The sequence below is a fragment of the Streptomyces violaceus genome (assembly GCF_036014075.1).
Classification (GTDB): domain Bacteria; phylum Actinomycetota; class Actinomycetes; order Streptomycetales; family Streptomycetaceae; genus Streptomyces; species Streptomyces violaceus.
In genome coordinates this window covers 5,083,086-5,096,053 of record NZ_CP107911.1, presented here as the reverse complement: position 1 = coordinate 5,096,053, position 12,968 = coordinate 5,083,086, and the positions used below count along the sequence as shown (strand labels likewise).

Below are 12,968 nucleotides of genomic sequence, written 5' to 3'. Positions count from 1 at the left end.
GCACATGAAGCAGCAGAGGCCGTTCTTGAGGGGGAGTTGGAGCATTTGGGCGCGGCGGCCAAGCGCCGTGCCCAGGCCAGGAAGAGGCAGGAGTGCCCAGATGCTCCAGTTGTTGGGTGGTGTCGCTGCGACGGCCCCACGAACGTCGCGCGATAGTGAGTCCGGCAGATCAGCACCAGTCGGCGCACACATGAAGGCGGCCCCCATGCCCGGCGAGCAACCGCACTTGTACGAGACCCTCGACGAGCGTTTCCGCACCGGCAGGTGTCAGGCCGGGGACTCGAGGCTGGAGGCGTTGTACGAGGGGTGCCGGTGGGCCGAGGGGCCCGTGTACGTGCCCGCCGGGCGGTATCTGCTCTGGAGCGACATCCCCAACGACCGGCTGCTGCGGTGGGACGAGACCACCGGGGCCGTCGGCGTCTTCCGCTCGCCCGCCGGGTATCCCAACGGCAACACCCTCGACGGGCAGGGCCGGCTCATCACCTGTGAGCAGGGCAATCGGCGGGTGACCCGGACCGAGCACGACGGGTCGGTCACCGTGATCGCCGAGCGGTTCCGGGGGAAGCGGCTCAACAGCCCGAACGACGCCGTCGTGAAGTCCGACGGGTCGGTGTGGTTCTCCGACCCCGAGTTCGGGATCGCGACCGACTACGAGGGCCATCGGGGCGAGAGCGAGATCGGCGCCCGGAACGTCTACCGCGTCGACCCCGGCAGCGGTGAGGTGCGGCTGGTGGCCGACGGGTTCCAGGGCCCCAACGGGCTCGTGTTCGACCCCGACGAGCACCGGCTGTACGTGTCGGACAGCCTCGCCAACCACATCCGCGTCTTCGACGTCCGGGACGACGGCACCCTCACCGGCGGCGAGGTCTTCGCCGAGTGCGCGAACGGCAGCTTCGACAACATCCGGTTCGATGACGAGGGGCGGCTCTGGGCCGGCGCCATGCACGGCGGCGTGCACTGCTACGACCCCGACGGCACCCTCCTCGGCCGCATCCTGGTCCCCGGCACCGTCGCCAACATCCGGTTCGGCGGCGCCCGGCGGAACCGGATGTTCATCGCCGCCGACACCACCCTCTACTCCCTCGTCATGTCCGTGACCGGGACCCCGCCCCTGCCACCGGCCGGACCCTGAGCCCGCAGCGCCCCCTTCAGGACCTTCCCGCTCGCGTTCCGCGGCAGTTCCGCCACGAACTCCACCGCCCGCGGGACCTTGTAGTTCGCCATCTCCCGCCGTGACCAGGCGATCAGGTCGTCGCCCGTGACCAACGCGCCCGGCCGTCGTACGACGTACGCCCTGCCGACCTCCCCGAGCCGGGCGTCCGGTACGCCGATCACCGCCACGTCCGCCACGTCCGGGTGGAGGCCCAGGAGTTGCTCTATCTCGGCGGGGTAGGCGTTGAAGCCGCCGACGATGAACATGTCCTTGAGGCGGTCGGTGATGCGCAGGTTGCCCTCGGGGTCCAGGACGCCGACGTCGCCCGTGCGCAGCCAGCCGTCCGCCGAGAGCACCTCGGCGGTGGCCGGTTCGTCCTCGTAGTAGCCGGTCATGACGTTGAAGCCGCGGACCAGGACCTCGCCCGGCGCCCCGGGTTCCAAGGGCAGCCCCTGCGGGTCCACGACCCGTACCTCCGTGCCGGGAATGGCCCGGCCCGACGTCGACGCGATCACCGTCGGGTCGTCGCCGCGCCGGCACATGGTGACCACTCCGCCCGCTTCGGAGAGGCCGTACGCGGTCAGGACCGTGCCGATGCCGAGTTCGGCGCGCAGGCGCTCGACCAGCCGCAGCGGCACCACCGCCGCTCCCGTCACCACCAGGCGCAGGGCCGACAGGTCGTGCGCGTCGCGTGCCGGGTGGTCCAGGAGGGACTGGAGGAGGGTCGGGGGGCCGGGGAGCACGGAGACGCGTTCCGCGGCGATGTTGGCCAGGACCGTGTTCACGCCGAACACCGGCTGGGGGATCATCGTCGCGCCCCGCATCAGGCAGGCGATCACCCCGGCCTTGTAGCCGAAGGTGTGGAAGAAGGGGTTGACGATGAGGTACCGGTCGCCTTCGGCCAGGCCCGCCAGCTCGCTCCAGATGTCGTACGCCCGCAGCGTCTGCGCGTGGGTGATCACGGCGCCCTTGGGGCGGCCCGTCGTGCCCGAGGTGAAGATGATGTCCGAGGGACTGGCTCCGGCGACCGCGTCCGCCCTCGCGCGCACGTCCGCCGACCCCACCCCCTCTCCGCTCGCCAGGAAGTCCTTCCAGGTGAGGAATTCGGCGGGAGCGTCCTCGGAGAGCACGACCACGCGTTCCAGGTCCGGCAGGCCGGGCAGCGGGCCGGCGCCCGGGCCCTCCCCCGCCGCTCGCCGCAGCGACGCCACGTACGAGGTGCCGAGGAAGGTGCCCGTCACGAACAGCAGCCGCGCCCCGCCGCGCCGCAGGACGTCCGCCGCCTCCGCGCCCTTGAACCGGGTGTTGAGCGGGACCAGCACGCCGCCCGCCGACACCGCGCCCAGTGCCGCGACGATCCAGTCCAGGGTGTTCGGCGCCCAGATGCCGACCCGGTCGCCCGGCCCGACCCCGTTGGCCAGGCAGGCCGCCGCCGCGCGCTCCACGCGTGCGCCCAGTTCCGCGTAGGTGATCCGGGTGCGGCCCTCGACGACCGCCTCGACGTCCGCGTACCGCTCGGCCGCCGCCCGGACCAGGTCCGGAACGCTCTCCCATGCCGTATCCGCTCGCACCGCACGCCTCCAGCGGTAGCCCGAGTAGTAGCCCGCACCGTAGCTGACTGCCCGTCAGATTAGCGGTAACCTGACGACCTGTCAGTGACGGCTCGGACCGGAGGTGCGCGCACCATGGCAGCAGGATCGGGGAGCCTCAAAGACGCCACGGCCGTCGTCGGCATCGGCCAGACACCCTTCGCCAAGCAACTCCCCGAGGACGAACGCACCCTGGCCTGCCGGGCCGTGCTGGCCGCGCTCGACGACGCCGGGATCGCGCCCGGCGAGGTCGACGCCCTCGCCTCCTACACCATGGAGGAGACGGACGAGGTCGAGCTGGCCAAGGCCTGCGGCTTCGGGGACCTCACCTTCTTCAGCAAGGTCGGCTTCGGCGGCGGCGGTTCGTGCGCCACCGTCGCCCATCTCGCCACGGCCGTCGCGGCCGGGCAGGCGAACGTCGGGGTCGCCTGGCGCTCGCGCAAGCGGGGCAGCGGGCCCAGGCCCTGGACCAACACCACCGTCCAGCTTCCGACACCGGCCCAGTGGACCCGGCCGTACGGACTGCTCAGGCCCGTCGACGAGATCGCCATGCTCGCCCGGCGCTATCTGCACGAGTACGGGGCCACCCGCGACCATCTGTTCAACGTCGCCCTGGCCTGCCGCAACCGCGCCAACCAGAACCCCGCCGCGATCATGTACGACCGCCCCCTCACCCGCGAGATGTACATGACGTCCCGCTGGGTCAGCGAGCCGCTCTGCCTCTTCGACAACTGCCTGGAGACCGACGGGGCGTTGGCCTGTGTCGTCGTCTCCGCCGAGCGGGCCCGGGACTGCCGCCGGAAACCCGTCTACGTCCACTCCGCCGCCCAGTCGCTCCCCGCCCAGCACCACGGCATGGTCAACTACTGGAACGACGACCCCCTCACCGGCCCCGCCTGGACCGCCGCCCGGCATCTGTGGAAGCACTCCGACCTGGCCCCCGAGGACGTGGACGTCGCCCAGATCTACGACGCCTTCACGCCCCTGGTCCTCCTCTCCCTGGAGGGCTACGGCTTCTGCGGGCGCGGCGAGGGCGGGGCGTTCACCGAGGGCGGCGCGCTGGAGACCGGCGGGCTGCTGCCCGTGAACACCGGCGGGGGCGGGCTGTCCGAGGCCTACGTGCACGGCTTCAACCTCATCAACGAAGGGGTGAAGCAGTTGCGCGGGACCAGCACCGCGCAGGTGCCTGGCGCCTCCGTCTGTCTGGTCACGGCGGGCGAAGGGGTGCCGACCTCCGCCCTTCTGCTGAGGAGTTGAGAAGCCCCATGCTGCGTCCCGTACCCGACCCCGACGGCGCCCCCTTCTGGGGGTACGCCGCCCGGGGCGAGCTCCGTGTCCAGGCCTGCGCCGGCTGCGGCGAACTGCGCTTCCCGCCCCGGCCGTGCTGCCCGCACTGCCAGTCCTTCGAGTCCGAGTGGCGCCTGGTCTCCGGTGGCGGCCGTGTCTGGTCGTACGTCGTTCCGCATCCGCCTCTGCTGCCCGGCTACGCGGAGCTGGCGCCGTACAACGTGGTCGTCGTCGAGCTGGACGAGGCGCCCCGCATCCGGCTCGTCGGCAACCTCGTCGCCGGGCCCGGTCAGCCGATCGACTCGCTGCCGGTGGAGGGGATCCGCATCGGCGCCCGGGTGCGGGCCGTCTTCGACGACGGCCTGCCGCGGTGGGTCCTGGAGCGGCCATGAGCAGCGTGCTCGTCAGCGCCGACCAGGACAGCGGGGTTGCCGTCGTCACCCTGAACCGGCCCGGCCGGCTCAACGCGATCGACCTGGAGATGGCCGGGCGACTGGCCGAGGTCTGGCGGGAGTTGCGGTTCGACGACACCGTACGGGCCGTCGTGCTCACGGGTGCCGGGGTGCGCGCCTTCTGCACCGGCATCGACCGGGACGCCATCGTGCCGCAGCCGAACTCGCCCTACGCGCAGGACGATCCGCTGCTCGGCATCGGGCCGAAGGCGAACGACCTGTGGAAGCCGGTCGTCGCCGCCGTGCGCGGGATGGCCTGCGGGGGTGCCTTCTACCTGCTCGGCGAGGCGGAGTTCATCGTCGCCGACCCCACCGCCGCCTTCTTCGACCCGCACACCACCTACGGCATGGTCAGCGCCTACGAGTCCGTCCTGATGGCGCAGCGCATGCCGTACGGGGAGGTCGCGCGGATGGCGTTGACGGGCACGGCGGAGCGGATCTCAGCGCGGCGGGCGTACGAGGTCGGGCTGGTGTCCGAACTCGCGCCGGAGGGCGAGGCGCTGGAGGCGGCGACCGCGTGTGCATCCGTCATCGCCGGGCATCCGACGGAGGCCGTGCAGGGGACCGTGCGGGCGCTGTGGGCAGCGAGCGAGGCGGGGCGGGCCCAGGGCATCGCCCAGGCGCCGCATCTCATCGCGCTCGGGAACGCGGCGGGTGAGCGGCAGGCCCGGCTGTTCGCGGGGCGGGGGCGTGCGTACCGGTTGCGTTAGGAAATAGTTTACTCCTACACGCGTATGCTCGACCCGTGGTTGAGCATCGGATGATCGACGTGAACGGCATACAACTGCACATCGCGGAGCAGGGCGAGGGCCCGCTCGTGGTGCTGCTGCACGGTTTCCCGGAGTCCTGGCACTCCTGGCGGCACCAGTTCGGTCCGCTGGCCGAGGCCGGGTTCCGGGTGGTCGCGCCGGACCAGCGCGGGTACGGCGGCAGTGACCGCCCCGAGGACGTGTCCGCGTACAGCATCTTCCACCTGGTGGGCGATGTGGTCGGGCTGATCCACGCGCTGGGCGAGGAGCGGGCGTTCGTCGTCGGGCACGACTGGGGGGCGCCGGTGGCCTGGCACACCGCGCTGCTGCGGCCCGACGTGGTGCGCGGGGTGGCCGGGCTGAGCGTGCCGCCGCCCTTCCGTGGTGCGCAGCCGCCGCTCAGGACCATGCGGGAGCGGTTCGGCGGGCACTTCTACTGGAACTACTTCGAGCAGCCCGGGGCCGCGGACGCCGAGTTCGCCGCCGACACCCGCACCGCCCTGCGCAAGCTGCTGTACTCCGCCTCCGGTGACGCGCCGGACGCCGGCCGTCCCGAGCAGGCCCTGGTCGAGGACCTGGAGCGCGGCTGGCTCGCGGACGCCCCGAACCCCGAGGTGCTGCCCGACTGGCTCACCGAGGCGGACCTCGACACCCTCACCGAGAGCTTCGAGCCGGGCTTCACCGGCGCGCTCAACTGGTACCGCAACCTGGACCGCAACTGGGAGCTGACGGCCCCTTGGCAGGGCGCGGTCGTGTCCTCGCCCGCGCTGTACGTGTACGGCGACCGCGACCTGGTCCCGGCCTTCCCTGGCACGCCCGAACTGATCGAGGCACTGCCCGGGTTGATGCCGGACCTGCGGCGCGATCCGGTCGTGCTGCCGGGCTGCGGCCACTGGACGCAGCAGGAGCGGCCCGCCGAGGTGAACAAGGTTCTGATCGACTTCCTGACGGAACTGCGGGACTGAGGCCCGGTCCCGTCAGTCGTCTCAGTCGTCTCAGTCGTCGACGAGGGCCTGGCGGTCGACTTCGCAGTGGTCGACCGAGTCCACCAGGCCCGTGCCGCCGCCCACCGGGACGTCGACGGTGGCCTTGCCCCTCGCGGGGACGGTGACGTCGCCGTACCGGTCGATGACGGTGATGCCCTGAGCGTCCTCGAAGGTGACCGAGACGGAGAAGTCGGCCTCGCGGCCGTTGGGGTTGCCGACCTCGACGGTCGCGTACGGCCGGGCCGGGGTCGCGCAGCTCACCAGCTTCGCCGTGCCGTCCCGCAGCGCCTTGCGGCTGCCGGATCCGGCGGAGGACGTCGGCGTGGAGCCGTAGTTCGGCCTGCGGGTGTAGGAGCTGCCGCCACCGCTGCCGCCGCTACCGCTGCTCCCGTAGGAGTCGTCGTCCGAGTCGTAGGACCCGCCGCCGTACCCGCCGCCCGACGTCGACGACCTCGAACTGTCGTGGTCCTGACTGGAGCTGCTGCACCCGCCCCCTCCACCACCGCCGCCGTGACCGTGACTGCCGCCGCGGCCCCGGCCGGTCGAGAAGCCGGTCAGTGCCAGTACCACCAGGACCAGCACCGCTGTGAACTTGAGCCTGCGCCCCCGTATCCGCATGACCGGGAGCCTAGTGATCGCCTGTCACGGTCATGTCACCACGTGGCGACCGGTGCGTACCCGGCGTAGCGTCTTGGGTGAGAGCGGTGATCGGACCGCTCCCCGAAGCGACGGCCGCCGTCTGGAACCCTTCCGTGCGCCGGTACGACGGCCGTCCCGGACGCGTCACGCGGTGCGTGCCGTGCCCGTGCCCTTCTCCGCGTCCAGCGCGTAGACACAGCGGTCCTTGCTGCACGCGTACACCACCCCGTCCTGGACGACCGGGGAGCCGGTGATCTCGCCGCCGGTGGCGAGTTTCCAGCGCAGCCGGCCGTCGTCGGCCTTGAGGGTGTAGAGGAGATGGTCGGTGGAGCCGAAGTGGATGCGGCCGTCGGCCACCGAGGGGGCGCCCACGATGTCGCCGCCCGCCTGGAAGCGCCACTTGGGCGTGCCGGTGACCGCGTCGAGGGTGTAGAGGCCCTTGCCGCTGCCCACGTGGACATCGCCCGCGGCGACCAGGACGGGCTCGACGGAGGCGCGGGACTCGGTGGCGATGCGCCAGCGGTCGCGGCCGTCGGTGGCGTCGAGGGCGTAGACCGTGCCGAGGTAGTCGGCCAGGTAGACGCCGCCGCCGGTGACGGCCGGGCCGGGGACGAAGGTGGGCGGGGAGAGGAAGACGGCCGGGGCCTCGAAGTGCCACTTCACATGGCCGGCGGCCACGTCGAGGGCCAGGACGCGGGTGCCGGCGCTGACGTACACGTATCCGTCGGTCGCCGGGGTGATCCGGACCGGGACGCCGCCGCAGGAGGCCGCGTCGCCGATCGGGTACGACCAGCGCTCGTCGCCGGTGCGGGCGTCCAGGGCGCGCAGCCGGGCGTCCTGCCACACGTAGACCGTGCCGTCGTGCAGGGCGGGTCCGGCCTCGGGGGACTCGAAGTCGGTCTGGCAGCCGGTGATCTCCCAGAGCTTCTGGCCGGTCGAGGCCTCCCAGCCCTGGGCGCCGCCGCCCCGGGTGCCGGTGACGACGGTGCCGCGGCCGGCCTGGAGCGCGTAGACCCAGGCGTCCGTCTGCAGGCGCCACAGGTCGGCGCCCTCACGGGCCTCCAGAGCGAACAGCGTGGGCCCGTCGGAGGCGTGGATACGGCCGTCCGCGACCGCCATGGACCAGGCGACGTCCCGGGTCTTGAAGCGGCGGCGGCCGGTGCCCACGTCCAGGGCGTGCACCTCGAAGGAGGTGACGTAGACGAGGTCGTCGGCGACGGAGGGTGTGCCCCAGACGTCGTTGGACATGCGGAAGCGCCAGGGCCGCCAGCCGCTCGCCTCGGGCGGCGCGACCGGGGCCGGGGGCGCGGCGACGGCAGGGCCCACGGCGGGCTCCGTGCCGTTGACGCCGGGGCGGGGCTTGGACCAGGAGGCGGCGAGGGCGGCCTCCGGAGGAGGTGCCTTGACGGCGGCGGCACGGACGTCGGCGACGCGCGGGCCCGGGCCGATGGGCACCTGGGCGCCGGCCAGCTGGACGGGGCCGGTGTCGGGACCGCCCCCCGCGGGAGCCGCCACGGACGCGGGCGCCGGGACGACGGGGTCGTGCGAGGGCGGGGGCGGGATGGGCGCGGGGCCGGGGGCAGGCACCGGGGCGGGGCGTCCGCCGCCGCTGCGGCCCGCGCCGGGGGCGGGCTTGCCGGCCGGGCGGCCGTTGCGACGGGACTCGATCAGACCGACGGCCCGCTCGGGCAGCCACGCGGAGGCGGTGCCGCTGTCGTCGGAGCCGGAGCCGAAGAGGTGGGGAGCCAGCTGCGCCTGGAGGTCGGCCGGGTTGGGGCGGCCCGTCGGCTCCATCTGCATGCAGGACTCGATGAGCGGACGCAGCTCGTCCGGGAGGCCCTCCAGGTCCGGGCCCTCGCGCAGCAGCATGAAGACCGTCTCGACCGGGTTGGCGCCGTGGAAGGGCGGGTGTCCGGTGGCGGCGAAGACCAGCATGGAGCCGAGGGAGAAGACGTCGGACGCGCCCGTGACGCTACGGGAGTCCTTGGCCTGCTCGGGGGACATGTAGGCGGGTGTGCCGACGGCGACGTTCGTCATCGTCAAACGCGTGTTCGAAACACCGGACGCGATACCGAAGTCGATGACCCGGGGGCCGTCCTCGACGACGAGGACGTTGGAGGGCTTGAGGTCGCGGTGGACGAGCCCCGCACCGTGGATGGACTGGAGCGCCTCGGCCACGCCCGCCGCCAGCCAGCGCACCGCCTGGGCCGGCATCGGGCCGCAGTCGTTCACTATCTCCTCGAGGGAGGGCGCGGGGACGTAGGCGGTGGCCAGCCAGGGCACGGCGGCACGCGGGTCGGCGTCCACGACCGCGGCCGTGTAGAAGCCGGAGACCGCGCGGGCCGCCTCCACCTCACGCGTGAAGCGGACCCGGAACAGCTGGTCCTCGGCCAGCTCCGTGCGGACGGTCTTGATCGCCACCCGCCGGCCCGACGCCGAGCGCGCGAGATAGACCAGCCCCATGCCGCCGGCACCCAGCCGTCCCAGCACCTCGAACGGCCCGATCCGCCGCGGATCGTGCTGCGTCAGCTGATCCACCACTCTGCCTGCCACCTCCCCGTACGAGCCGCGCCAAGCCACATGTTCCACGCGACCCCGTGCAGCGTCTCACCACCGCACCGCCATGGCGGCACGCACCCCGATTCTTCCTGGCCGGAGCCGTGGTGGCGAACCCGGCGACGATTGGGGTGTCTCCGTACATACAGGGGCAGAAGATGACCATATGGCGCCCGGTCAGCGGCGCAGCAGCGCGAAGGACGCCCCCTGATCGTCCGTGACGACGGCGACCGTGCCGTACGAGGTCTCGAACGGCGGGACCTGGACGCGGCCGCCGAGCCGGGTGACGTCCTCCAGCGCGGCCGGTACGTCCTCGACGGCGAAGTGGACGAGGAAGTGGGGCGGCATCTCGGCCGCGAAACGGTCGGAGACGGGGGCGCGGCCGAAGTCGGGCTCGGCGTCCGGCCCGAACAGGGCCTCCTGGAAGAGATCGCCGTAGAAGGCGTTGGCCGCCTCGGTGTCCCGCGCGTACAGCTCGGCCCAGGCGAAGGTGCCCGGCTCGTGCCGCTTGCCGAAGCCGGCGTGCTCGTCCGGCTGCCACAGGGCGAAGACGGCCCCCTCCGGGTCGGTGACCAGGGCGGTGACGCCCAGGTCACCGGCCGGCACCGGCGCCGAGACGACCTGCCCGCCGGCCGACCGGATGCGCCGGGCCAGCGCCAGGGCGTCCGGGGTCGCGAAGTACACCGTCCAGACGGTGGGCAGCCGGCCGTCCACCTTGCGGACCAGGGCGGCCACGGGTTCGCCGTCCTTCAGGGCCTCGGCGAAGGAGCCGTACCACTCGTCCTCGAAGGTCCACCCGAAAAGTTCACCGTAGAACCGCTTGCCCGCCTCGACGTCGCGAAGCTGCGCGTCCACCCAGCAGGGGACGCCCTCTGCGTACACCGATGCCCTGTTTTCGGCCATGTCGCCAACGTAACCGCGACGGCCGCACCCCGCAGACCAGGCACACCAGTCTCCGCGCTCCCGTGCACCCCATTTGCAGTCGGCCGAATCGCGCCTCGATCCCGCCTCGGTAAGCTGACGTCATGACAGGACAAGTGCGTACCGTCGACGGCCGCGTGGCCGGCCGGCGTGGGCAGGCGACCCGGCAGAAGCTGCTCGACTGCCTCAGCGAGATGCTCAGCTCCTCCCCGTACCGGGATGTCAAAGTCATCGATGTCGCCCGGAAGGCGGGCACTTCGCCCGCGACCTTCTACCAGTACTTCCCGGACGTCGAGGGCGCCGTCCTGGAGATCGCCGAGCAAATGGCGACCGAGGGCGCCGCGTTGACCGAACTCCTGGAGGGCCGCTCCTGGGCCGGCAAGGCCGGCTGGCAGACGGCGCAGGAACTCGTCGACGGGTTCCTGGAGTTCTGGCGCAAGAACGACGCCATCCTCCGGGTCGTCGACCTCGGCGCCGCCGAGGGTGACAAGCGCTTCTACAAGCTCCGGATGAAGATCCTCAACTCGGTGAACAACTCCCTCGCGGACGCCGTCGCCGAGCTCCAGGCCAAGGGCAGGGTCGACAAGGACGTGAACCCGGCGGCCGTCGCCGGCTCGCTGGTCGCGATGCTCGCGGCCGTGGCCTCGCACCAGAAGGGCTTCACCTCCTGGGGCGTGAAACAGGCCGAACTGAAGCCGAACCTGGCGCTGTTGGTGCACCTGGGCGTCACCGGCAGAAAGCCGACGAGGTAGCCGCCCGCGCCTTCAGCCCTTTTCCCTTCCCAAGTCCTGTCTGCCAGGCGGCGGTCCACCCGGGTGGACCGCCGCCTGTCGCGCTGTCCGCCTTCGTGTGACTTCCGCCTTCGTGCGACCTCTAGCTCCGTACGATCCTGAACAGCCGGATCTCCCGTTCCACCCGCGCCTGGTACGCGGCGTACGGCGGCCAGAACTCCAGCACCGCCTTCCATGCCGCCGCCCGCTCCTCCCCCTCCAGCAGCCGGGCCGTGACCGGGATGTCCTGGCCCTTCCAGCTGATCTCGGCTCTCGGATGGGCCAGCAGATTGTGGCTCCAGGCGGGATGACCCTCACGCCCGAAGTTGGACCCGACCAGGACCCAGCCGCGCTCACCGTCACCCTCCGGCATGCAGGCCAGCGGCGTACGGCGGGCCAGCCCGCTGCGCGCCCCGGTGGAGGTCAGCACCACACCCGGCAGCAGCTGCGCGCTGAGCAGCACCTTTCCGCGGGTGAGCCGGTGCACGGCCCGGTCCAGGGCCGGGAACACATGCGGCGCCACCCGCGCGAACCCCGGGGTGGAGGACACCTTCTGCACGAACCGCACGCCCCTCATCGGCCGGCCTCCTCGAAGACATGCGCCGCGTCGGCGGCCCGCGCCCGCAGCCGGTGCACCGGCCCGAACAGCAGCTCGTCCCCCGCGGCACGCTTGAAGTACAGATGCATGTCGTGCTCCCAGGTGAACCCGATGCCGCCGTGCAACTGGATCCCCTCGGCGGCGGCCCCGCGCAGGGCCTCCAGCGCCTGGGCGAGGGCGAGCCCGCCCGCCTTCTCGCCGTCGGCGGCGGCGCCGGCCCAGGCCGCGTAGTACGCCGCCGAGCGGGCCGCCTGCACCTGGACGTAGGCGTCGGCCAGCCGGTGCTTGACCGCCTGGAAGGAGCCGACCGGCCGCCCGAACTGCTCGCGCCGCCCCACGTACTCCACGGTCCGCTCCAGCACCCGGCCGGCCGCCCCCACGGCCTCGGCGGCGAGACAGACGGCGACGGTGTCGCCGAGCCGGGCGAGGGCGGCGAGGACGTCGTCACCCTCACACCCCAGCAACTCACCCTTCACTTCGCGGAGTTGAATGCGCGCCTGCGGACGGGTCGCGTCCAGCGCGGTCTGCCGTACGCGGGTGAGACCGCCGGCGTCCGCGCGCACAAGGAAGAGCAGCACGCGAGAACGGGCGAACCCCCCGGCGTGCGCGCCAACCACTAACAGCCCCGCACTGTGCCCGTCGAGGACCTGCCCGACCTCCCCGTACAGCCGCCAGCCGCCGTCCGCCTGCCGGGCCTGCACTCCCCCGGCCCGTCCGCCACCGGCCCATGCCCCGTGCCGGTCGTGGCCGGTGAGCGCGAGGGCGGCGGCGAGGGCCGGTCCCGGTACGGCGAGGGCGGCGGTGAGGGTGCCGGAGGCGATGCGCGGGAGGAGGTCCGCCCGCTGGGCGTCGGTGCCGAGGGCGAGGAGCAGCGGTGCCGCGAGCACGGCCGTGGCCAGCAGGGGCGAGGGGGCGAGGGCCCGGCCCGACTCCTCGCAGGCGAGGGCGAGCTCGGTGACCGAGCAGCCGACACCGCCGTAGGCGTCGGGGAGGGCGAGCCCGGGCAGGCCGAGCTGGTCGGCGAGGGCGGTCCACAGGGCCGGGTCGCGTCCGGCCGGGGTGTCGAGGGCGGCCCGCAGCTCCCCCGGACCGCACCGCTTGTGGAGCAGTTCGCGCAGGGTGCGGCGGATCTCGTCCTGTTCGGCGGTGAGGCGGGCGTCCATGGGGTACCTCCGCATCTGACGGTGCGTCATATTAGGGCGGCGGGGCGGGGATGCCCAGAGTTCCGGCGCTCCCGCCGACGGCCTTATCTGATGTACCGTCAGATT

Annotated in this window: 12 protein-coding genes; 6 read left to right on the top strand and 6 right to left on the bottom strand. The window is 72.7% G+C overall.

Annotated elements, in window-relative coordinates; genetic code table 11:
- Nucleotides 1–205: 205 nt before the first annotated feature.
- Complete coding sequence (locus OG542_RS23090; RefSeq protein WP_328413489.1) at nt 206–1,132, top strand: SMP-30/gluconolactonase/LRE family protein; 927 nt, start codon at nt 206–208, stop codon at nt 1,130–1,132.
- Here the strand turns inward: OG542_RS23090 and OG542_RS23085 are convergent.
- The gene (locus tag OG542_RS23085; protein ID WP_328413488.1) at nt 1,075–2,724 is read right to left on the bottom strand and encodes a FadD3 family acyl-CoA ligase; all 1,650 of its coding nucleotides are present in this window, start codon (nt 2,722–2,724) and stop codon (nt 1,075–1,077) included. The genes OG542_RS23090 and OG542_RS23085 overlap by 58 nt on opposite strands.
- Before the next feature lie 114 nt (nt 2,725–2,838).
- Here OG542_RS23085 and OG542_RS23080 point away from each other — a divergent pair, with 114 nt between their 5' ends.
- Genes OG542_RS23080 through OG542_RS23065 form a run of 4 tightly spaced genes read left to right on the top strand, consistent with a single transcriptional unit; the run spans nt 2,839 to nt 6,195 of the window.
- Nucleotides 2,839–3,999: a lipid-transfer protein gene (locus OG542_RS23080; RefSeq protein WP_328413487.1), complete on the top strand. Its 1,161-nt coding sequence runs from the start codon at nt 2,839–2,841 to the stop codon at nt 3,997–3,999.
- Between the two features lie 8 nt (nt 4,000–4,007).
- Entirely contained in the window at nt 4,008–4,421 is a 414-nt protein-coding gene (locus OG542_RS23075) for a Zn-ribbon domain-containing OB-fold protein (RefSeq protein ID WP_328413486.1), read from the top strand.
- Nucleotides 4,418–5,191 carry an enoyl-CoA hydratase/isomerase family protein gene (locus OG542_RS23070; protein WP_328413485.1) on the top strand — a complete coding sequence of 258 codons (774 nt, stop codon included), beginning with the start codon at nt 4,418–4,420 and terminating at the stop codon, nt 5,189–5,191. Before OG542_RS23075 ends, OG542_RS23070 begins: the two co-directional genes overlap by 4 nt.
- Before the next feature lie 50 nt (nt 5,192–5,241).
- Entirely contained in the window at nt 5,242–6,195 is a 954-nt protein-coding gene (locus OG542_RS23065) for an alpha/beta fold hydrolase (RefSeq protein WP_328418059.1), read from the top strand.
- 30 nt (nt 6,196–6,225) lie between these two features.
- On the opposite strand, the gene OG542_RS23060 is transcribed toward OG542_RS23065, so the two are convergent.
- The 3 genes from OG542_RS23060 to OG542_RS23050 form a co-directional block, all read right to left on the bottom strand.
- Complete coding sequence (locus OG542_RS23060) at nt 6,226–6,834, bottom strand: hypothetical protein (protein ID WP_328413484.1); 609 nt, start codon at nt 6,832–6,834, stop codon at nt 6,226–6,228.
- Between the two features lie 165 nt (nt 6,835–6,999).
- A complete protein-coding gene (locus OG542_RS23055; protein WP_328413483.1) occupies nt 7,000–9,396 on the bottom strand; it encodes a serine/threonine-protein kinase in 2,397 nt (798 codons plus the stop codon).
- Nucleotides 9,397–9,588: 192 nt separating this feature from the next.
- On the bottom strand, nt 9,589–10,314 hold the full coding sequence (locus tag OG542_RS23050; RefSeq protein WP_184597887.1) for a VOC family protein: 726 nt from the start codon (nt 10,312–10,314) through the stop codon (nt 9,589–9,591).
- Nucleotides 10,315–10,448: 134 nt separating this feature from the next.
- Between OG542_RS23050 and OG542_RS23045 the strand changes: the two genes are divergently transcribed.
- The gene (locus tag OG542_RS23045; protein WP_193480102.1) at nt 10,449–11,084 is read left to right on the top strand and encodes a TetR family transcriptional regulator; all 636 of its coding nucleotides are present in this window, start codon (nt 10,449–10,451) and stop codon (nt 11,082–11,084) included.
- 121 nt (nt 11,085–11,205) lie between these two features.
- On the opposite strand, the gene OG542_RS23040 is transcribed toward OG542_RS23045, so the two are convergent.
- Both OG542_RS23040 and OG542_RS23035 read right to left on the bottom strand, forming a co-directional pair.
- Nucleotides 11,206–11,679: a nitroreductase family deazaflavin-dependent oxidoreductase gene (locus OG542_RS23040; protein WP_311126266.1), complete on the bottom strand. Its 474-nt coding sequence runs from the start codon at nt 11,677–11,679 to the stop codon at nt 11,206–11,208.
- Complete coding sequence (locus OG542_RS23035) at nt 11,676–12,863, bottom strand: acyl-CoA dehydrogenase family protein (RefSeq protein ID WP_328413482.1); 1,188 nt, start codon at nt 12,861–12,863, stop codon at nt 11,676–11,678. Before OG542_RS23035 ends, OG542_RS23040 begins: the two co-directional genes overlap by 4 nt.
- Nucleotides 12,864–12,968: the final 105 nt, after the last annotated feature.